The following is a 21,696-nucleotide window of genomic DNA, read 5'->3' on the forward strand; positions in this document are numbered from 1 at the left end:
GTATTTTTTTATGAATAGCGAGGCCTATATTTTGCAAATAGTATGTGATAAGAACAATACATACAAGTAGGTGAAGGCAATGTTTCGTTATTTTAAGTTTAAGCTAAATGATACAGTACAGTTTGCAGAAAAAGATGGGCATTTGTATCGCATTGTCGGTTATCGGTTAGAAAAAGGGTTTTATCCAAAAGATGAATGGACTCATATCATATATGAGTTACTTAGAGACTTTGACGGGTATACGATGGATGCGGAAGAAGAGGAACTTGTAAAAGTCATTCAAGTAGAGGATGAGTATTATAAAATACAAGAAGTATCGGGATATCGTTATCCAGTAAAAATGAAGCAAAAGCAGCAAGTTATGAAAGGAGAGAAAATAGACGACTTATTAGATACGTACAACGACTATAAACGATTGGCGGATTTCTTTAAAGATCTATTGTATGAACAAAAAGCTGAAGAAGTGTTGCAGGAGATGAAAAGGCTTAGAGCGTGAGGGGACAGTCGATTATAAGACTGTCCTCTATTTTTGACGGTGCATCAAAGTATGTTTTCCGTTACAATGAGAGAATCAATAGAAATAAGGTGATTATAGTATGGAAACAAAGAAAAAGGGCGAATGGTGTGAAATTACGGTTCCAGCGACGTGGAATGGTATAAGTATTGAGTCGTTGTTAAAAGTAGAATGGGAAGTACCAAAAAAGTTATTACATCAGCTTCGTATGGAAAAAGGTGTTACGGTTAACGGAGAACAGAGGAGATGGAATGAACTTTTAAAAGAAGGAGATAAGTTACAAGTTCATATGTTTATGGAGGAGGAGTACGGCGTAGAGCCGGAATATGGTGAATTAAATGTAGTGTTTGAAGACGATCACGTACTCATTGTAAATAAGCCTGAGCAAATGGATACACATCCTTCTGGAAAAAATGGGACGGGAACACTTGCCAATCTTGTTGCTTTTCATTTTCAAATGCAAGGTTTAGAGACGAAGGTTCGTCATATCCATAGGTTAGATAAAGATACGACAGGTGGTGTTGTATTCGCAAAACATAGAATTGCGGGTGCAATTATGGATCGTTTATTAATGGAACGGAAAATTAAAAGAACGTATACGGCACTTGTTGAAGGAAAAGTAAAAAAGAAGCAGGGGACAATTGACGAGGCCATCGGAAGAGATCGACATCATGCTACAAGGCGCCGTGTTTCTCCAAAGGGAGACCAAGCTATAACGTATTATAAAGTAGAGAAATATTTTAAAAAACAAAATGCTACGCTCGTAACGTTACAGTTAGAAACCGGTAGAACGCATCAAATTCGCGTTCATATGAGCTATAATGGAAATCCATTAGTTGGGGATGTATTATATGGTGGGCAAACAAAATATATGTCCGGGCAAGCGTTACATGCGATGAAGATTAATTTTTTGCATCCGATTACGAAAGAAGAGATCGTGGTTGACGTACCTTTCCCTACAAATTTAAACGACACAATGAAAAAATTTGAAAGAGAAAATGGGTAAAGTGTAAGCTTAAAGTTGAAAAAGGTAGATTTTTGCAGGGATTTCTCTAAAAGAGGCGAAGCCGTTAAGAGAAAAGAGAGGTGAGAATTACTTGATCAAATATAAATATATGCTAGGGATATTTTTCGCTTGTCTTTTACTTACTCTATGTATTTATCCATATTTACCAACTCGTATGGCAGTGCATTGGAACGAGAATGGTGGAGCGAACGAGTTTATGAGTAAACAAGTTGTCGTATTATGTATTCCTGTCCTTATTACTATTTTACATGGATTAATATATATTATTTCACATAATGTATATAAGTTTAATGAAGGGGAGCATTTCATTATAAGTGGATTTATAAAGAGTATTACTTTATTTATGATGTTTGTCCATATACTAATTCTTTTTATTAATTTGGGAAGTATTATATCCTTTCAGACAGGACTAACGATTGGAATTAGTATGTTTCTTTTTATGTTTAGTAAAGTGTTTAAAAAGGTGAAGGATAGAGAGAAAGAACCGATCAAATTACAAAAGATCCGTTTAGTTAGTAGGCGAATCTTTCAAGTGATGGCATGCAGCGTATTATTTTCATTGCTTTTGAGCCTGAAGTGGGGATTTTATTTGTTAATTAGTGTAATAAGCTGCGGGTCTATTTTGTTTATGTTCTACATTTTATACGCATACATATTAGAAAGCTATGAAACATAAAAAAGAGTCTTCTCATCATGAGAAGACTCTTTTAATCTATTTACTTCGTAATAAATTGTTGTGTCCAGTAGTTGCCGCTTTCTACATAACCAACACCGATATGAGTGAAGCCGCTATTTAAAATGTTTGCACGGTGTCCAGCACTGTTCATCCAAGCTTGTACAACTTCTTCTGGTGTACGTTGGCCTTGTGCGATGTTTTCACCTGCAGATGTATAAGAAATACCAAATTTCTTCATCATGTCGAACGGAGACCCGTATGTAGGGCTGTTATGATCAAAGTAGTTATTCTTTTGCATATCTTCAGATTTAGCGCGTGCAACTTTGCTTAATTCAGTATCAATTTGTAATGCTGGTAAGCCTTGTTTTGTACGCTCAGCGTTTGTTAATTCAACAACGCGTTGTTCGAATTCGCTTAAAGATTTTGCTTCTTCAGCAGGCTTTTGCTCAGCAGGTTTTTGTGTTTCATTTTGAGTATTGTTGTTTTCAACTGGTTTTTGAGCTTCTGGTTTAGCAACTTCTTCAGCAGGCTTTTGTTCCGCTGGTTTTTGAGTTTCCTCAGCAGGCTTTTGAGCTTCTGGCTTAGTTGTTGGTTGTTCAGTTACAACATTTTCAGTAGGCTGTTGACCAGGAATGAAGCAATCTTGTTGGAATTGACCTTGATTCCATTGTGCTAATGACTCAACTCCCATAGATTGTAAGAATGCTTGTAATTCTTGTTGGCTCATTTGTTTCATCATTACTTTTGAATGCTGAATATTTTGAACCTTTATGTTAGATGGTTGTACTGTTGCAGCTTGTGCATCTAAAGATGATACTCCTAAAGTAAGAGCTGTTGCAGCAGCTACAGATAATAAAACACGCTTTTTCATGATGTGTGTCCCCCTATATAAAGTTTTAATTTGTTTTCACACGATTTGTTTTTGACAGCCTGTCTGACTGACAAATCCATCGTAGCATACAATTTACAAGAAAAAAGATGGAAAAAAATTCATAGACTTTGAAATTACCTAATTTATCCTAAGAGAAGAAAAGGGAAGAAATAAGAGAAACATAGAGTATAAAAGGAATTTTTAGCATTTTTATACTTGGTTTTAAGAGAGGGTTTTTGGATAGATTTACCTAAATGGAAAATAAAGAATCCTATTGTATCAATGGTTTGAACATTTTTTTGAGGAATATACTGGATTGATTTTTACAAAACTGTAATGTTTCTGTTGTTCTTTTTTATAATAAAGTAACATATTTTTAATGTTGTAGCAGACAAAAAAGCGGCTATCTCTTTACATAGACGAAGGAGATAGCCGTTTTCCTATTATTACGTATGTTACGAGTTATTACGAGTTGGTTTCAATTGCTTCTAATAATAAATCTACAATGTGAATTCCTCTCATTTTATGAGAAAGATCTTCTCGTTCAATACCTAATTTCATTTGTAATAGACAACCTGGATTTGCAGTAACAATTGTCGCCGCGTCTGTTTCATGCACACGGTCCATTTTATAATCTAGAAATTCCATTGATAACTCTGAATGAACAATATTGTAAATACCAGCAGAACCACAGCAACGGTCCGCATCTTTCATTTCACGGTATGTTGCACCTTGGATTGCTTCTAGTAACATACGAGGTTCAGAAGATGTTCGCATAACATTGCGTAAATGACAAGAGTCTTGATACGTAATGATTTGCGGCGTGAGTCGTAAGTCATTACGTTTATGGAAATCTAGTTCTACTAGTATAGCAGTAATATCTTTAATTTTAGAAACAAATTGCTTTGCGCGCTCAGCCCATTCTGGATCATCCTTTAAAAGGTAATCATAGTCTACGAGGTAAGCTCCGCAACCACCTGCATTCGTAATAATATAATCGATGTTTAAATCTTCGAATGCTTTTATATTTCGTTTTGCTAATTCTTTTGCTCCACTCTTTTCACCAGCATGCCCATGTAATGCCCCGCAGCAACTTTGTGTTTTCGGAATAACGATATCACAACCAGCTAACTGAAGAAGTTTCATCGTTGCGTTATTTGTTTCTAAAAACATCGTATCCATTAAACAACCTGTGAAGAATGCAACTTGTTTTTTCTTTGCTACCTCAGCAGGTAAAAATTCAGGACGATCTTTCATTGCTTTCATTTTAGGGACTTTTGGCAAAACGAGATCTATCGTTGCAAGTGTTTCAGGGAATAACTTCATAATACCAGTTTTATGTGTTAGCGTTTGTAAACCAGATCGCTGGTAAAATCCGATTAGCCCTGTTAATGTTCTCATTCGGTTTTGATGCGGGAATAGTCCTTCAAAAACGACTTTACGAACGGCTTTCACTGGCACTGAGAATTTTTTATTTTGATTAATAATATCACGAGCTTCTTCTAATAAATGTCCATAATTCACACCAGACGGACAAACAGGTTCACAAGCACGACAGCCAAGGCAGACGTTTAATGTATTTTCAACATCTTCATCTGGCTCAATTAAACCATCAGCGACGGCTTTCATTAATGCGATACGCCCGCGCGGCGAATGTGATTCTTTATATCCAGATTGAATGTAAGTAGGACAAGTCGGTAAACAAAAACCGCATCGCATACAATTTAATAGTTCATCTTCACTTAATCGTTCTTTAAATTCCTTTTGAATGTTTTCTTTATTTAATGTGGTCATCGCTCAACCACCACTCTTTTACGAGAGTCTTTCGCGAACATCTTTCCAGGATTCATAATGTTGTTTGGATCGAAGGCTTGTTTAATCCCTTGCATAGCAGCGATACCTTCTTTACCTAATTTCATTTCTAAATACGGAGCTTTCATCGCGCCAACACCATGTTCACCAGTAATCGTACCACCAAGCTCAATCGCTTTTGCAAATATTTCAGCAAAAGCTTGTTCAGCACGGTGCATTTCTTCTTCATTACGGGCATCTGTCATACAAGTTGGGTGCAAATTACCATCACCAGCATGACCAAAAGTACAAATAGGAATATTATATTTCATTGCAATTGCATTAATTGCTTCAACCATTGGAGCGATTTGTGAACGTGGTACAGTTGCATCCTCTAATATTGTTGTCGGTTTTAGTCTTGCAAGTGCTGATAGTGCACTACGGCGTGCTGTACGAAGCGCATCTGCTTCGGCTTCATCTTTTGCAACGCGAACATCGACCGCATTCATAGCACGGCAAACGTTAGCCATTTTTTCGATATCTCGATTGACAACCTCGGGCGGGCCGTCTTGTTCAATTAATAAAATTGCTTTAACGTCAGTTGGTAAACCGATTTGTGCAAACTCTTCTACAACTTCAATTGTTGGTTGGTCTAAAAACTCAAGTGTCGCTGGAATAATTTTATTTGCAATAATAGCAGAAACAGCTCGAGCAGCTTCGTTAATATCTTCATATAGCGCAAGCATCGTTTTCTTCGTTTCAGGCATAGGGACAAGTTTTAATATAGCTTCCGTAACAACACCAAGTGTTCCTTCAGAACCAATAAATAAACGAGTTAAATCATAACCAGCTACATCTTTTGCTAATTTACCGCCAGTGCGAATGATATCGCCGTTCGGTAAGACAATTTCAAGCCCCATTACATAATCACGTGTTACGCCATATTTTAAACCACGTAATCCGCCGGAGTTTTCATTAATGTTACCGCCGATTGTAGAAATTTTCATAGAGCTTGGATCTGGTGGATAAAATAAACCTTTTTCTTCTACTGCTTTAATAATATCAAGTGTAATAACACCAGCTTGTACAGTAATTGTTAAATTCTCTTCGTCAATTTCTAAAATATTGTTCATATGGCGGAAAATAAGGACGATACCACCTTCAAGTGGACACGTACCAGCGCAAAGATTTGTTCCAGACCCGCGAACATATACCGGGATTTTATGAGTGTTACACACTTTTAACACATCTGCTACTTCATTTGTATTACGAGGAGCAATGACTGCATCAGGCATCGCTTGGAAGTTTGGAGTGGCATCATAACTATAAGTTAAACGCCCCATATTGGATGTATCTACATTATCTTCGCCAACAATAGATACGAATGAATCAATAATTTGCTTTTCTAACATTGGAAATCCCCCTCAAACTGTTAACGTATTTAGTAATAATAAAAAACGTTGTAACAGTGCTTTCATTATAATGATAAAAAAGTAGGGGGATTCTTTCTATATACAATCATCTAAAGATTAATCTGTTTTATCGTTATTTTTTGTATGATTATCTAATAAGAGGAGTGCGAAGTATAAAACATTTAAATCTTTGAATTGTTTCGGGTCAAGTCCTGTATGTTCTTCAATCTTTTTTAGCCTGTAATGCAGTGTGTTAATGTGTATATGTAATTGCTCAGCTGTTTGCTTATAAGATTGGTTATAATCGATAAATAAACGTAGAGTGTGCATAAGCTCAGGAGATGATACTAAGTTTTCAATAGTACGCTCTAGAAACTGTTCCCGGGTTTCAGTAGAAATATCTTGTAAGCACATTTCTAAACGTAAATCTTCATTAAATACAATTTTTTTCGTTTCAAGTGATACTGAAAGGGCGCGTAGTGCTTGTTCGTACGATAGGTTCATATTGCTTGGCGTAACTGTTTGCCCAATCCCGATATATAAAGTAATAGAAAATAAAGTTTCACAGTCTTGTTTTAACCGTTTTAAAAATTGAAAGGTTTGCTCTTTGGAGTGCATTGTTGTAAACAAAATAAACCGATCATTTCCCCAGCGAACAAATAAATTTTCTTTTGCTAAAATGTTGCGCAGATGTTGCCAAATTTTACGCTGGAGCATCGTATTATCTTGGGCGATTGATAATAAAATAAGTTGTTTCTTCTTATATAAATCAATGCCAAGCGTTTTTGCACGATCGAGAAAACTTGGAGACCAGTCTGTATTTTGAAGCCAATCAAAGACAAATGCTTCATAAGAACGGTGCTCAAGTTCTAGTTGTTCTAAAAAGTAGTTTTCATGAATTAATAATTCGGTCATCTTACGTAATATTTCTCCGTATTGTGAAATATTTTCAGGTTCTCCTGTAATTCCAATCACGCCGATTACTTCGTCATGGAATAGTAAAGGAAGATTCATCCCAGCTTTTACACCTTGCAGTCGTCGTTCATCATCTTTTGTAATAATGACAGTATTCTTTTGTTTCGCACAGCGGAGTGCCCCTTCATGAAATTGACCGATTCTTTCCGCATCTGTACTTGCGATAATAATGCCTTGTATATTAATAATAATAATATTTTCAGTAATTAATCTGCGTACTTCACGTACAATTTTATTCGCTAAATCAGGAAAAAGCATAATTTGCACACCTCAAATTCTATTTGTTGTACATTATATATGTAAGTTTATTAATAAAGGAAGATTTCACATTTTCCACACATTTATTTGTTACTTTACAATTATAACGAAATCATCCGAAGATGGAGGGAATCTTTTGAGAAAGTATGTTTTTCTTCTCTGTTTTTTATTTCTATTAGTAGGGTGTCAAGGAAGTTCGTATACACCGATTGCTAAAGATAAAAGTGTTATTATAACAACGAATATAAAGGAAGGTAGTATTAGTTTTATTGATAAAAAAACAAAGAAGCTATTAACAACATGGGAATTAAATGAGCCGATTGCGGGGGTTACGCTACTTCCAAATGGCGAGGAAATACTCGTTTATGGTAAGCAATTAGAATATATGTATGTATATTCACTAGCAGAAGGAAGACAAGTGGACAAATATAAGACTGGAAAAGGAATTGCTAATGTTATCGCATCAGATGATGGAAAACAATTATTTGCTGCCGATCAAAATGAACAAAAGGTAAGGTTCTTTACGATAAAAGGAAAAGAGACAGGGAGTGTTTCAACAGGAAAAGGGCCGATAACGATGGTAGAGCATCATAACCAGTTATCTGTACTCAACTTTTATGATACGAAACTAACGACCATTGATACAAAGAAAAAAGAAGTGATACAGTCCTTTATGATTCCGCCAGCATCAACAGGAGCGACGGTTAGCGCTGATGGGAAAGAGATATGGATTGGTGGACATGGTGATGGAAGTCAAGTGAATGAGAAAGTATTAGTGTATTCTTTACAGAGCGGAGAGATGATACGTTCTTTACATGCTCCGTTTATGCCTGTGAATATAACAAAGGATGATAAGTATGTATATGCGCTAAGTCACGGTTCAAATACGCTTAGAAAGTTTGATGCAAGTACGTATCAAGAGGTAGGATTTGCAGAAGTAGGATCTAATCCATTTGCATTTTTGAAAAGCGGTGCAGAAGGATATGTAGCTAGTTATGATAGCGATGAAGTATGCGTAATGGATATGAAGAATATGAAAATAAAACAAACAATTAAAGTCGGTAAAGGACCGTTTCAACTCATAGAGAGAGAAGGGGAAGGGCAATGAGTAAATATAAAGTGCTAGTCGTAGATGACGAAAGTGATATGAGGCAACTTGTCGGAATGTACTTAGATAACTTCGGATACGAGTGGGGAGAAGCTGAAAATGGAAAAGAGGCACTTCGAAAATTAGAGACGGATCATTACGATTTCGTTGTACTAGACATTATGATGCCTGAGATGGATGGGCTTTCAGTTTGTAAAGAGATTCGAAAAACGTCGGATGTACCTATTATATTTTTAACAGCAAAAGGTGAAGAGTGGAATAGGGTGAACGGCTTACGTATGGGAGCAGATGATTATATTGTAAAGCCATTTAGTCCTGGGGAACTAATTGCTCGTATGGAAGCTGTTTTAAGACGATATACAAAGCAAGAACAGCAAGAAGAGATTCAATTTGGACCGATTCTTATTAATGAAAAAAGTAGGAGGGTCGAGACGAATGGTGAGACGATTCCTCTTACGGTAAAAGAGTTCGATTTACTATATTTTCTTTGCCAACATAATGGACAAGTATTTAGCCGGGAACAATTGCTTGAAAAGGTGTGGGGATATGATTATGCAGGAAGTACAAGAACGGTAGATACGCATGTGAAAACGATGCGTCTAAAGCTAGGAGAAAGTGGAAACTACATTCAAACCGTTTGGGGTGTAGGTTATAAATTTGAGGTGTAACGTATGTTTACGATGGTACAAAAGCTTTGGCTTACAGTAGTATGTGCAGTATGTGTAACAGTTTCCTTTCTTTATTTTGTATCTTTATACTCATATGAAAAGTTATACGTTGATAATTTAAAAGATTCATTAGTAATGGAAGGGAAACGTCTTGCCACGCAATATGATAAACGTGAAGGAGTATCCACTTTTGAAGAGAAAGTAAGGGCATATGATCAAATATCTAGTTCAGATGTCCTTTTCGTATACAATCCGCGTGATTTAAGCGCATGTTTGCCTTTTGATGTTCATCATCATTCTCTTATAAGTGAAGGGGATAGACAGGCGCTATTAGATGGGAAAACTGTGACAAAGATAGGGTATGAAGAACATTTTAATCGTAATATTATGGGTGTTGTCATCCCTGTTTTAGATAATAAAAAATTAGTTGGTATTGTATACTCTTATATTCCTTTAAAAAGTATAAAAGATTTAATATTTGATATGGGTCTTATTCTAGCGCCGTTAGCACTTGCAATGATTTTAATTACAATATGGATTGGTAGAAAAATTATTATCGCTATTACGAGACCGCTTTCGCAAATGGAACGAGTTGCAAATCATTTGGCTACTGGAGATTTCTCAGAGCGGATTACAATTTCTTCAGAAGATGAAATTGGACGATTGGGAAAAGCTTTTAATAAAATGGCAAATTCTTTAGAAACAGAAGATGTAAAGCGTAAGGAATTTTTAGCTAATGTTTCGCATGAACTTAGAACACCGCTTAGTTATATTAAAGGATATAGTGAAGCTATTTTAGACGGTGTAGCGAAGGGGCCGCAGCAGGAAAAAGTAACGCAACTTATTCATAAAGAGGCAGGTCGCATGCAGCGCCTCGTTCATGATTTATTAGATCTAGCGCAGCTAGAAGGTGAACACTTTCCCCTAAAGAAACAACCTATCGTTTTTTCACAGCTTATTGAAGATGTACTAGATACGTACGAGTTACAGTTTATAGAAAAAACCCTTCGTATTTCAACGAATTTAAATCCTGAAATTATCGTAATGATTGATGAGGATCGTATGCAACAAGTACTTCATAATGTGTTAGATAATGCGATACGTTATACAAATCAAAACGGGGATATCATAATAACATTAAAGCAAATCGATGATTATTGTGAATTGCACATAAAAGATACAGGAATAGGTATTGATAGAGAGCATTTAGAAAATCTCGGGGAACGCTTTTACCGAGTAGATAAAGCGAGAAGTCGTCAACACGGTGGAACAGGTTTAGGTCTTGCAATTGTAAGGCAACTTGTTCATATACATGATGGTGAGTGGAGAATAGAAAGTGAAAAAGGTAAGGGAACGACAGTTATTATTAAATTAAAAGCACAAGATGAGGAGAGCATATTCTAACTTTTGGAATATGCTCTTCATATTGAAGGTAAATAGTTACGCGTAAATGTATTAATTAATATCAAACAAATATCAAAAAATTGACTATTTTATGAACAAAACATTTGTACTTCTTACTAATTCGTTCTAAAATAGTTATGGATGCTAAGTTCTTATAAAACGTTACAATTGTTGTTTGGAAGATACTGAGGTGATTTAACTGGAGTACAAATCTATTAAACCGAAGAAAATTTACGAAGAAGTATCTGAAGCTATTTTAACAATGATTAAAAATGGTACGTTAAAACCTGGTGACAAACTACTTCCTGTTCATCAATTAGCTGAGCAGTTTCAAGTTGGCAGATCTGCTGTTCGTGAAGCGCTAAGTGCGCTAAGAGCAATGGGCTTAATTGAAATGAAACAAGGAGAAGGTACATATGTAAGGAATTTCGATCCTTCTTCATTAACAAAATCACTAAATAACAAGTTATTAATGAAGAAAGAGGATATTTTGAATTTATTAGAAGTACGGAAGGTGCTCGAAGTGGGGGCAGTTCGAGCGGCAGCGGCAAAACGTACGGAAGCTAATTTGCAAAATATGAAGCATTGGTTAGATGAAATGGCAAAGAGCATTGGAGATGAGAAGGCTGGCGAAAAAGCAGACTTTCATTTTCATATGGGAATTGCAGAATCTTCGCATAATAACATCTTACTTGAGCTCATGAATCATGTTTCAGAGATGATTGCTGAAACGATTGGTGAATCAAGACGCATTATTTTATATGGTGAACAAACAACATCAGAACGACTTTTAGAAGAGCATCAATCTATATATAATGCGGTGTTAAAGCAAGATGTGGAATTAGCGCAGCAAGCAATGCTAAATCATTTAACAAATGTAGAACATATTGTCACAGGTAAAAGCGATATAAATTCGTAATTTAATCTTTTATTTTTCTAATTTTCTGATAAAATAGAGAGAGATTAAGTAAACGTTTTCTTTAGAAGAGGGAGAGGATAGGCCATGGTTGAGCCTACTTCTTCTAATCTTAGTCATCTGATGACCATATGATTGTTGGCGAAGTTGTAATGAGGGGGAATTATAGTTATGAAAGTCACTTTATTTGTTACTTGTATAGTCGATATGTTTGAAACAAACGTCGGCAAAGCAACAGTTGAAGTATTGGAGCGTTTAGGTTGTGAAATTGAATTTCCAGAAGCACAAGTTTGTTGTGGTCAGCCTGCTTATAATAGCGGCCATGTAGAAGCAGCAAAAGAAGCGATGAAACATATGATTGAAACTTTCGAAGATGCAGAATATATCGTTACGCCATCTGGCTCTTGTGCGACAATGTTTCATGAGTATCCGCATGTTTTTAAAGATGATCCGAAGTGGGCTAAACGTGCACAAAAGGTTGCTGATAAAACATATGAATTCACACAATTTATTGTAGATGTTTTAAAAGTTACAGATGTTGGTGCAAGTTTACCAGGAATAGCTACTATTCATAAATCTTGTCATATGACACGCCTGCTGGGAGTAAAAGAGGCACCAGGAATTTTATTATCAAACGTAAAAGGATTAACTGTGAGAGAACTGCCAAACGTGCAAAATTGTTGTGGGTTTGGGGGAACGTTTTCAGTTAAGATGACTCCAATTTCTGAGCAAATGGTAGATGAAAAAGTAGATAGTGTAATGGAAACAGGTGCTGATTATTTAATCGGTGCAGATTGTGGGTGTTTGTTAAACATTGGCGGACGTATTGAGCGTTTAGGAAAAGAAGTAAAAGTAATGCATATTGCTGAGGTCTTGAATAGTCGCTCATGAAGGGGGAACATAAGCTATGTCTATGAAAATCAGTGAGAAAAAATTTAATGATCGCGTTGGCGATGGAATTCAAGATTCGTTTATGCGCGGAGCAGTATCTTCTGCACAAACGCGTTTATATACAAATCGATTGAAAGCAGCTGAAGAGTTAGGAAACTGGGAAGAGTGGCGTGAACTAGGTGAACAAATTCGTCAACATACGTTAGAAAATCTTGATTATTACTTAATGCAGTTAAGTGAAAATGTATCAAAAAGAGGCGGTCACGTTTACTTTGCGAAAACGAAAGAGGATGCAGCAAAGTACATTCAAGACGTTGCAAAAAAGAAACAAGCGAAGAAGGTTGTAAAATCAAAATCAATGGTAACTGAAGAAATTAGTATGAATCATGCCCTTGAAGAGATTGGTTGTGAAGTGTTAGAGAGTGACTTAGGAGAGTATATCTTACAAGTAGATAACGATCCACCATCACATATTATTGCGCCTGCACTTCATAAAAACAGAACGCAAATTCGTGATGTATTTAAAGAAAAACTTGGATATGAAAATTCTGATGATCCATACGAAATGACAAAGTTTGTTCGTAAACAACTTCGTGAGAAATTTATGGATGCAGAAATTGGTGTGACAGGTTGTAACTTCGCTGTTGCAAATACGGGCTCTCTTTGTTTAGTAACGAACGAAGGTAATGCCGATCTTGTTATGTCGATTCCGAAAACACAAATTGCAGTAATGGGTATGGAACGTATGGTTCCGACAATGGAAGAATTAGATGTTTTAGTTGGTTTACTATGTCGTAGTGCAGTAGGTCAAAAGCTAACAAGTTATGTAACGGTAGCAGGACCAATTCAAGAGGAAGAGGTAGATGGACCAGAAGAGTTTCATTTAGTCGTTGTTGATAATGGCCGCTCTCAAATTCTTGGATCGGAATTCCGTTCAGTATTGCAATGTATTCGTTGTGCTGCTTGTGTCAATGTATGTCCTGTGTATCGTCACGTTGGTGGACATTCATATGGTTCTATTTATTCAGGACCAATTGGTGCAGTGTTAACACCACTTTTAGGTGGATATGATGATTATAAAGAACTTCCTTATGCATCTAGTTTATGCGGAGCGTGTACGGAAGCTTGTCCAGTAAAGATTCCGTTGCATGATTTATTATTAAAACATCGTCAAGTTATCGTTGAGCAAGAAGGACGTGCCCCACTTGCAGAGAAATTAGCAATGAAAATGTTTAGTATGGGCGCATCTTCAGCAGCTTTATATAAAATGGGATCAAAAATAGCACCGGCAGCAATGAGTCCATTTACATCTGGAAATCGTGTATCAAAAGGTGTTGGTCCACTTAAAAACTGGACGGATATTCGTGAATTCCCGGCTCCAAGTAAAGAACGATTCCGTGATTGGTATAAAGATCATAAGAAAGGCGGGGACAAATAATGACAGGATTAATTCAAAACCGTGAGTCCTTTCTAGATAATATCGCAAAAGAACTTGGGCGCGCGCGTAAAACAGAAGGCGTAGAACGTCCAGCATGGAAAAGTAATGTGAATGTAGAAACGTTAAAAGATTATTCACAAGAAGAATTGTTAGAAGTATTTAAAAATCAATGTACAAACATTCATACAACTGTTGTGGAAACGACAAACGACCGCTTACGTGAAGATATTCAAAAAGTAATCATTGAAAACGGCGGAGGACCTATTATATTATCAGCAGATGAACGTTTTGATTCCTATGGATTGACTTCTTTATTTAAAGAAGAGCTTCCAAAGCAAAATGTTGAGGTAAATGTATGGGATCCTGAGAAAAAAGAAGAGAATATGCGTATAGCGGAAAAAGCGAATATCGGTATTGCATTTAGTGATTATACATTAGCTGAATCTGGTACGATTGTTGTACAAAGTCATAAAGGACAAGGGCGTTCTTTACACTTTTTACCGACTGTATACTTTGCTATTATTCCACGTGAAACACTTGTACCTCGCATTACACAAGCAGTTCAACATATGAATTCTCGTGTGGAAAAAGGTGAAGCAGTCGCATCTTGTATTAACTTTATTACAGGACCAAGTAACTCGGCGGATATTGAAATGAATCTTGTTGTCGGAGTACATGGGCCATTAAAAGCAGTATATTTCATCGTATAAAATAGGGGAAAGCAGGCCGGAAAACGGCCTGCTTTTTTAATAGAATAAAGATAATATGAAGTAGAAGTTCTCTCCTTTTTTTGTTATGTTTTTTTGGAAAGGAGAGGAAGGGATGTTCACTTATTTATATGCATTGTTAATGGGTATGGTGTTTGGTTCTTTTTTTATGGTGATTGCGATGAGAGTTCCAGTAGGGGAATCTATTATTACACCGCGTTCGTACTGTTATTACTGCAAGTATACGTTAAAGCCGAAAGAACTGATTCCAATCATTTCATTTTGTATACAAAAAGGGCGTTGTACGAATTGTAAGAGGGAAATCTCAAGTTTGTACATAGTATTTGAATTTGTTACAGGTAGTTTATTTTTTCTTACTGTATATGTAATTGGAATAGAACGAGAGCTCATCATCATTTTATCGCTCTTTTCTTTACTTCTTATTATTTCAGTTACAGATTTAGTATATATGCTAATACCTAATCGTATTTTAATTTGGTTTGGGCTTTTGCTTATTTTAGAATGTATTTTTGTACCGTTAGTTACTTGGATAGATAGTTTAGCTGGTAGTGGAACTATATTCATTTTGTTATATTGCATGCAAAGGATTTATCCAGATGGTCTTGGCGGAGGTGATGTGAAATTACTTTCATTACTTGGATTTATAGTGGGAGTGAAAGGGGTTTTTATAACTTTATTTTTAGCATCTTGCTTTAGTCTTTGTTTTTTCGGAATAGGTATAGCGTTAAAACGTATAAAAATAAGAACCCCAATTCCGTTTGGACCTTTTATTAGCCTCGGAGCAATATGTTACGTGTTGTTCACATATGCAAAATAAAGAGGAGATAGAAAATGAATGTATATATGGATGATCAAAGAAGTTGCCCGTACGGATATGTTTTGGCAACTACAGTAGAATCTGCATTACAATTTGTTCGGAGTAATAAGGTAAACATCCTCTCTCTTGATTTTAACATGGGATGGAGGCAAAAGAAGGGGTTAGATTTTGTAGAAGTCTTTTGTACAGAAGGTCTATATGTTAATGAAATTCACCTTCATACAAATGATGTCATCGGTATGCATCAGATGAAACAGAGAATAGAGAGAGGGAAGGAAGAAGGGGAAATTAATCCTTGTATTGCCTTGAAATATGTAGGGAGCTAAAAACTCCAAAGTGAAACTTAAACAGACTATAATAAGAAGAGTTTTCGATTTGCCTGCAACCCACCAATCAGGATTAGATGAGATTCTTTTTGATTGTACGTATCGATAAGCTCTCTACTCGTATACCAGTTATCAACCAGCGCATATACTTACTCATCACTTGTTAGATAGTAATATTCGATATCAAAATCCTCTTATACATTAGTTATCAATACATATTTTCTATTGTTGTATAGATTCTTTCTATAATTCATCCCTTAAAAAGGAACTTATAATTAAGTCAATCATTCAAAATACATTTACAGAAATACTAAGAATGTTATTAAGATTAGACTTTCAAAATATGTTTAAAAGTGGTGAGTAAAATGCAAAAAATTGTTGGGATTATTGGGGGCATGGGGCCTTTGGCGACTGTTGATTTAATGAACAAAATTATTTCTTATACACCTGCAATGAAAGATCAAGATCATATCCATATCATTGCAGACAACTATTCTCAAATACCTGATCGGACAACGGCTATTTTGGGAAAGGGAATGGATCCGACCCCGTACATTGTACAATCAGCGCAGCGACTGCAAAACGCTGGTGCGGATTTTCTTGTTATTGCGTGTAATACCGCTCATTTTTTCTATAAAGCAGCTAAAAGGTCTGTTAATATTCCGATCTTGCATATGCCTTTAGAAACGGCTCGTTTTGTGCAAAAAAATAATTTTAGAAAAGTAGGTTTGTTAGCTACGGATGGGACGATTAAGACGGAACTATACCAAAACAGTTGTCAAAGTTGCAGGATTGATGTCATTGAGCCTGATAAAGAAATGCAAGAAAAAGTGATGGAAGGAATATATGCTATTAAAAGTGGAAATTTAGAAAAAGGATTTTTATATCTTTCAATGGTTGCTGATAAATTGAAAGATAGCGGAGCTGAGGCTATTATAGCAGGTTGCACAGAGGTTCCTCTTGTATTGAAATCATCCGAAAATATTTGCGTTATTGATCCAACAGAAATTGTAGCTAAAATGGTTATTAAAATAGCTAATAGAACAGAGAAAGAAATAATAAAAGTGTAATTTAGAAGTTGGGAATGCGGCAGAAGTGTTGCATTCTTATTTTATGGATGTTTGATGCATACGATTTTACGTGTACATGTTATAGTAAATTATAATAGAGAGCTAAAGTAAGGAGCGTTTAGACATGAATATTGAAAATATTGAAGCTTTTATATATGTTTGTCAACTTGGTAGTTTCAATAAAGCTGCCGAAGCTCTTTATTTAACCCAACCTTCTGTAACAGCACGTATCCAATCACTTGAACGTGAAATTAATATAAAGCTTTTTCATCGAAATGGCAATAAGATTTCTTTAACTGAAAAAGGAGAGTATTTTTTTCCACATGCACAAAAAATTTTGCAATCTTATCAGGAAGCTAAGTATGGGTTGCAACAAGTAACAATCCCATATGACTTGGTAATTGGGAGTGCTTTATCAATATCTAATAATATCCTCCCTGAAATTTTACCTGGTTTCAAATCTGAATTTAAGGATGTTAGAATAAAAATTGTAACTGGTCATTCACAAGACATCTTACAGAAGGTTATTAATAAAGAAGTTGACTTTGGCATCGTACGAACAGAAAAACATCCTCAAGTAGAATCAATCCGTCTTTATAATGACCCTATTGGCCTTTTTGTGCCTCGAAATCATATATTTTTAAAAGAAGAAAAAGTAACAATAGAACATGTAAGTAAACAACCCCTTATCTTCTTTGATTATGGATCAATGGATTGGCTCATGATTCATCGGCTATTTTCAAGTAATGATGTAAGCCCGACTATATCTTTAGAAGTAGATAATATGGAAACAGCGAAAAATTTAGTGATACAAGGGATGGGCATTAGCTTCTTGCCTGAACATTGTGTCAAACAAGAATTAGAAAATGGAGAATTGATCCGAGTGGAAATGACACCTCCAGTGAAAATTAATATTAGTATTGATTTTATCTATTTAAAAGGCAGACCAAAATCTGTTTTTATTGACTTTTTAAAAGAGAAGATGTGTAAATAAAACAAACTGATTGGTATATCAATCGGTTTGTTTTTGTTCTGGAGTTGATAGGCATGGGATCCTGGCGTATACCTATCAAGCTAAGAAAAGAGGTCACCCAAAAAACGATAAAATAATCTTCTCTGTTATAAGAGGGTCTAAAATTTCGTTCTGGGGGTGCTGCAAAATATTAACTTGATGGGAATGTGTCGCTACCCCATGCCCATCAACTTAAGAATTTAGAATTCCCCCCAAAAATTATGAGTTTTTTGTTACAAGTTATCACAAAATTTCGTTTTTGGGGTAGTTTTATTTTCTTAGCTTGATTGCGATGAGCGGTACCCCATAAAGGCCCCTGATACATAATTGATGTTCTGCCATTTGTAGAAAACAATCCACTTATACCATTTTAACAAGAAGAAATATCTCGTCCATGTTGTAATATTGGCTTACGTTAAGCTTGTGAAAAAATCATATTCATGTATAATACAATTGATGTATGATACATTAGTTGTAGGAGGGTGACCTTTTTGAAAAGAGAAGATGCCTTAAAACTAAGAACAGATATTAAGAAAATGATTATAATAACTGGGGTTTTTGAATCTCAAAATTTGCCCAATGGACCATTTGAAAAACCTTTACCAACTTCTCAAATGATGGCGTTAGAGGAACTAGAGGTGGAAAAATTAACTGTTTGGCAACTATCCAATAAACTTAGATTAGAGACTTCAACTGTAAGTAGATTGGTAGATAAGTTAGTAAAAAAGGGGCTTATTTATCGTGAAGTAAATGAAAAAAATAGAAGAGAACTTTTTCTGCACCTCACAGAAAAAGGTCACATAACTGTTAATTGCTTAAGAGAGCAATCCATTACATTTTATCAAAGTATTCTCAATAATTTATCAGAATCAGAACAAAAAATAGTTGTGGATGGTTTTGAATTATTTATTGATTCTATTTCTAAGCCTTTTGATTAGAGTGAGGTAAATCATAACATTTGGAGGATAAAATGAGTTTGGATTTTGAACGTCCTATTATTGAATTAAAAGAGAAATTTGATGAATTAAAGAAAATTATGAAAGAAAATAATGTAGATTTATCGTCAGAAATTCATGTATTAGAAAAACGTTTAAATAAAATGCAAGATAAAATTTATTCTAATATTACACCTTTTCAACGAGTTCAAATTGCAAGGCTACGTAACCGGCCCACGACATTGGACTATATACCTTTATTGTTTACAAACTTTCTCGAACTTCATGGTGATCGATTATATGGTGATGATAAAGCAATGATAGGTGGTATTGCAAAATTTAAAGGGATGCCCGTTACGGTTATTGGTCATCAAAGAGGTAGAAATACAAAGGAAAGTATAGAAAGAAATTTTGGAATGGCACATCCAGAAGGTTATAGAAAAGCGCTAAGACTTATGAAACAAGCTGATAAATTTAATCGCCCTATTATTACATTTATTGATACAATAGGCGCCTATCCAGGGAAAGGGTCTGAAGAACGTGGAATTTCTGAAGCGATAGCTCGAAATCTATTTGAAATGGCTACACTTAAAGTGCCAATTGTTTGTATTGTAATTGGAGAGGCATCAAGTGGTGGAGCTCTTGGCATTAGTGTCGGTAACCATATCCATATGTTAGAGTATTCATGGTACTCGGTAATTTCGCCAGAAGGAGCAGCATCTATCCTATGGAAGGACGCTAAGTATGCTCCAGAAGCTGCTGAACATATGAAAATTTCAGCAAAAGATTTAAAACATTTAGGAATTATTGATGAAATCATTCCTGAAATTAAAGGTGGAGCACAAAATGATATAAAATCACAGGCAAAAATGATTGAATCTGTAATCGAATCATCTCTAAAAAAATTGATACTATTATCCTCGGAAGAGCTTATACAACAGCGATATGAAAAGTATAGACAAATAGAGAATTATAAATGAAAATATTTAAAGTCCGTATTACATTTCGGAGGATTCTCGCAAAAAAATTCTAAATATTTTGTAAGTAACCTCTTAAACTGGGATATGCTGATACTATTACTCTACAAAAGATGTGTGATCGGTATGGAAAAGGAAAATTTGTTCAAATGGAAGCATTATCAGCAAGATATTATTTTGTTAACTGTACGTTGGTACGGTACAACTTAATTTTTCGTGATTTAGTAGAAATGATGAGGAACCAGGATTATCCTACCATTATGCTAGAAATATATATGTTATATTTTCTTTTCCACTACCTTTGCACCAGAACCAAAAAATACGCTATTCTTTCTGTAGAATCATAGGAAAGGATGGCGTTTTTGTATGTATCTATCAATTTCTGACGAATTACAATTATTTGCTGAAGAATTATATGAACATCTTACCCCTTCATTTTTGGAAAATCTTGCTAGAGAGCTAGGTTTTGTAAAACGAAAACGTAAATTTTCAGGGTATGATTTAGCTACTATATGTGTCTGGATTAGTCAACGAGTAGCGAGTGATTCATTAGTCCGATTGTGTAGTCAGCTACATGCATCAACAGGAACTCTTATGAGTCCTGAAGGACTAAATAAGCGCTTTAATAAAAAGGCAGTGTTCTTTTTGAAACATATTTTCTCCACATTATTAAAAAATAAAATTTGTGGAAAGTCAGCAATTCCAAGTGCTTCACTTACCTATTTTCAGCGAATTCGTATTTTAGATGCAACCATTTTTCACGTACCAAAACACTTGGCCAATGTATATCCTGGATCAGGTGGTTGTGCACAAACAGCGGGTATAAAAATCCAGTTAGAATATGATTTACATAGTGGTCAGTTTTTAAATTTCCAAGTGGAACCAGGGAAAAATAATGATAAAACCTTTGGAACAGAGTGTTTATCAACATTACGCCCTGGTGACCTATGTATTCGGGATTTAGGCTATTATTCACTGGATGATTTAGATCAAATGGATCAACGTGGTGTGTACTATATATCGCGACTCAAATTAAACAATAGGGTATATGTCAAAAATGAATTTCCTGAATACTTTCGAAACGGAACAATAAAAAACAATCTCAGTACATCAAAGTTGATTTAGAGCACATCATGGATACCTTAAAACCAGGACAGTCCTATGAAATAAAAGAAGCTTATATTGGAAAGGATAAAAAACTATTTACTCGGGTGATTATGTATCGATTAACAGAAAAACAACTTCGTGAGCGTATGAAAAAACAAGTGTACACAGAAAGTAAAAAAGGGATTACATATTCGGAAAAAAGCAAACGATTAGCTGGCATGAACCTATATGTTACCAATACACCTTGGGAGATTGCTCCGATGGAACAAATCCATAATTTTTACTCTCTCCGCTGGCAAATTGAAATCATTTTTAAAACTTGGAAATCCTTATTTCAAATTCATCATTGGCAACATATTAAACAAGAGCGATTAGAATGCCATGTTTATGGAAAACTCATTGCCATTTTTCTATGTTCTTCTACTATGTTCTTCTACTATGTTTAAGATGCGACAATTAATTTTACAAAAGAAGAAACAAGAATTAAGTGAATATAAAGCAATTGGAATGATTCAAGATCACTTATCGAGTTTGTATCAAGCCATACAACAAAACATCCAAGAAATAACAAAGATCCTAATCAGCCTGTTCCACCTCCTACAGAAGAACGGAAGAAAATCTCATCGATATGAGAAGAAGACTGTTTTTGATATTATGGGTGTTGTTTATGAGTATAATGGGTTGAAAAAACAAAAGAAAGTTGCATAATTTAAAAAAGGAAACCCGTTAGGGTTTATTTGGTATGCATATTATTAAGAGTATGCTTCTATTTTAG

General features: G+C 35.3%; 20 protein-coding genes and 2 pseudogenes. 18 read left to right on the forward strand and 4 right to left on the reverse strand.

The features are described 5' to 3' along the window. Positions 1-79: 79 nt before the first annotated feature. From EXW56_RS06465 to EXW56_RS06475, 3 genes are all read left to right on the forward strand, one after another. Complete coding sequence (locus tag EXW56_RS06465) at positions 80-496, forward strand: hypothetical protein (protein ID WP_002158768.1); 417 nt, start codon at positions 80-82, stop codon at positions 494-496. Positions 497-596: 100 nt separating this feature from the next. Further along, positions 597-1,520 carry an RluA family pseudouridine synthase gene (locus EXW56_RS06470; protein WP_215558187.1) on the forward strand — a complete coding sequence of 308 codons (924 nt, stop codon included), beginning with the start codon at positions 597-599 and terminating at the stop codon, positions 1,518-1,520. 91 nt (positions 1,521-1,611) lie between these two features. Further along, a complete protein-coding gene (locus EXW56_RS06475) occupies positions 1,612-2,217 on the forward strand; it encodes a DUF1648 domain-containing protein (protein WP_002201274.1) in 606 nt (201 codons plus the stop codon). Between the two features lie 40 nt (positions 2,218-2,257). Here EXW56_RS06475 and EXW56_RS06480 read toward each other — a convergent pair whose 3' ends face one another. The 4 genes from EXW56_RS06480 to EXW56_RS06495 all read right to left on the reverse strand — a co-directional run bounded on the left by EXW56_RS06480 (position 2,258) and on the right by EXW56_RS06495 (position 7,524). Next, the gene (locus EXW56_RS06480; RefSeq protein ID WP_002201273.1) at positions 2,258-3,088 is read right to left on the reverse strand and encodes a CAP domain-containing protein; all 831 of its coding nucleotides are present in this window, start codon (positions 3,086-3,088) and stop codon (positions 2,258-2,260) included. 465 nt (positions 3,089-3,553) lie between these two features. Next, positions 3,554-4,882 carry a (Fe-S)-binding protein gene (locus tag EXW56_RS06485; protein WP_002201272.1) on the reverse strand — a complete coding sequence of 443 codons (1,329 nt, stop codon included), beginning with the start codon at positions 4,880-4,882 and terminating at the stop codon, positions 3,554-3,556. Then, positions 4,879-6,291, reverse strand: coding sequence for a glycolate oxidase subunit GlcD (gene glcD / locus EXW56_RS06490; protein ID WP_002201271.1), 1,413 nt, complete (start codon positions 6,289-6,291; stop codon positions 4,879-4,881). The genes EXW56_RS06485 and glcD overlap by 4 nt, the downstream gene beginning before the upstream one ends. A 117-nt stretch (positions 6,292-6,408) precedes the next feature. After that, complete coding sequence (locus tag EXW56_RS06495; protein ID WP_002201270.1) at positions 6,409-7,524, reverse strand: CdaR family transcriptional regulator; 1,116 nt, start codon at positions 7,522-7,524, stop codon at positions 6,409-6,411. Positions 7,525-7,660: 136 nt separating this feature from the next. Here EXW56_RS06495 and EXW56_RS06500 point away from each other — a divergent pair, with 136 nt between their 5' ends. The 15 genes and pseudogenes from EXW56_RS06500 (at position 7,661) to EXW56_RS06570 (ending at position 21,629) form a co-directional block, all read left to right on the forward strand. Then, positions 7,661-8,632 (forward strand): YncE family protein, encoded by a 972-nt coding sequence (locus EXW56_RS06500; RefSeq protein ID WP_002201269.1) that lies wholly within the window; start codon positions 7,661-7,663, stop codon positions 8,630-8,632. Continuing rightward, on the forward strand, positions 8,629-9,300 hold the full coding sequence (locus tag EXW56_RS06505) for a response regulator transcription factor (RefSeq protein ID WP_002158760.1): 672 nt from the start codon (positions 8,629-8,631) through the stop codon (positions 9,298-9,300). Before EXW56_RS06500 ends, EXW56_RS06505 begins: the two co-directional genes overlap by 4 nt. Positions 9,301-9,303: 3 nt before the next feature. Then, positions 9,304-10,704: a sensor histidine kinase gene (locus EXW56_RS06510; RefSeq protein WP_002201268.1), complete on the forward strand. Its 1,401-nt coding sequence runs from the start codon at positions 9,304-9,306 to the stop codon at positions 10,702-10,704. Between the two features lie 229 nt (positions 10,705-10,933). Continuing rightward, positions 10,934-11,623 carry a FadR/GntR family transcriptional regulator gene (locus tag EXW56_RS06515; protein WP_255298756.1) on the forward strand — a complete coding sequence of 230 codons (690 nt, stop codon included), beginning with the start codon at positions 10,934-10,936 and terminating at the stop codon, positions 11,621-11,623. 168 nt (positions 11,624-11,791) lie between these two features. Continuing rightward, complete coding sequence (locus tag EXW56_RS06520; protein ID WP_002149679.1) at positions 11,792-12,511, forward strand: (Fe-S)-binding protein; 720 nt, start codon at positions 11,792-11,794, stop codon at positions 12,509-12,511. Positions 12,512-12,527: 16 nt separating this feature from the next. Then, positions 12,528-13,949 carry a LutB/LldF family L-lactate oxidation iron-sulfur protein gene (locus EXW56_RS06525; RefSeq protein ID WP_002149674.1) on the forward strand — a complete coding sequence of 474 codons (1,422 nt, stop codon included), beginning with the start codon at positions 12,528-12,530 and terminating at the stop codon, positions 13,947-13,949. Then, entirely contained in the window at positions 13,949-14,659 is a 711-nt protein-coding gene (locus EXW56_RS06530) for a LutC/YkgG family protein (RefSeq protein WP_002201267.1), read from the forward strand. The genes EXW56_RS06525 and EXW56_RS06530 overlap by 1 nt, the downstream gene beginning before the upstream one ends. Positions 14,660-14,771: 112 nt before the next feature. Beyond that, positions 14,772-15,494 carry a prepilin peptidase gene (locus EXW56_RS06535; protein WP_002201266.1) on the forward strand — a complete coding sequence of 241 codons (723 nt, stop codon included), beginning with the start codon at positions 14,772-14,774 and terminating at the stop codon, positions 15,492-15,494. Positions 15,495-15,508: 14 nt separating this feature from the next. After that, positions 15,509-15,820 carry a cyclic-phosphate processing receiver domain-containing protein gene (locus tag EXW56_RS06540; RefSeq protein WP_002201265.1) on the forward strand — a complete coding sequence of 104 codons (312 nt, stop codon included), beginning with the start codon at positions 15,509-15,511 and terminating at the stop codon, positions 15,818-15,820. A 365-nt stretch (positions 15,821-16,185) separates the two neighbouring features. Then, positions 16,186-16,890: a cysteate racemase gene (locus EXW56_RS06545; RefSeq protein ID WP_002201264.1), complete on the forward strand. Its 705-nt coding sequence runs from the start codon at positions 16,186-16,188 to the stop codon at positions 16,888-16,890. Positions 16,891-17,014: 124 nt separating this feature from the next. Further along, entirely contained in the window at positions 17,015-17,884 is an 870-nt protein-coding gene (locus EXW56_RS06550; RefSeq protein WP_002201263.1) for a LysR family transcriptional regulator, read from the forward strand. 509 nt (positions 17,885-18,393) lie between these two features. Further along, entirely contained in the window at positions 18,394-18,840 is a 447-nt protein-coding gene (locus tag EXW56_RS06555; protein ID WP_000817662.1) for a MarR family winged helix-turn-helix transcriptional regulator, read from the forward strand. 32 nt (positions 18,841-18,872) lie between these two features. Next, entirely contained in the window at positions 18,873-19,817 is a 945-nt protein-coding gene (locus tag EXW56_RS06560; protein ID WP_016091897.1) for an acetyl-CoA carboxylase carboxyltransferase subunit alpha, read from the forward strand. A gap of 123 nt (positions 19,818-19,940) precedes the next feature. Continuing rightward, positions 19,941-20,059 (forward strand): annotated as a pseudogene (locus tag EXW56_RS06565) (IS6 family transposase); the annotation flags it as partial. Between the two features lie 121 nt (positions 20,060-20,180). Continuing rightward, positions 20,181-21,629, forward strand: a pseudogene (locus EXW56_RS06570) (IS4 family transposase). Positions 21,630-21,696: the final 67 nt, after the last annotated feature.

Origin of the sequence: Bacillus mycoides (assembly GCF_018742245.1) — a bacterium.
GTDB lineage: Bacteria > Bacillota > Bacilli > Bacillales > Bacillaceae_G > Bacillus_A > Bacillus_A cereus_U.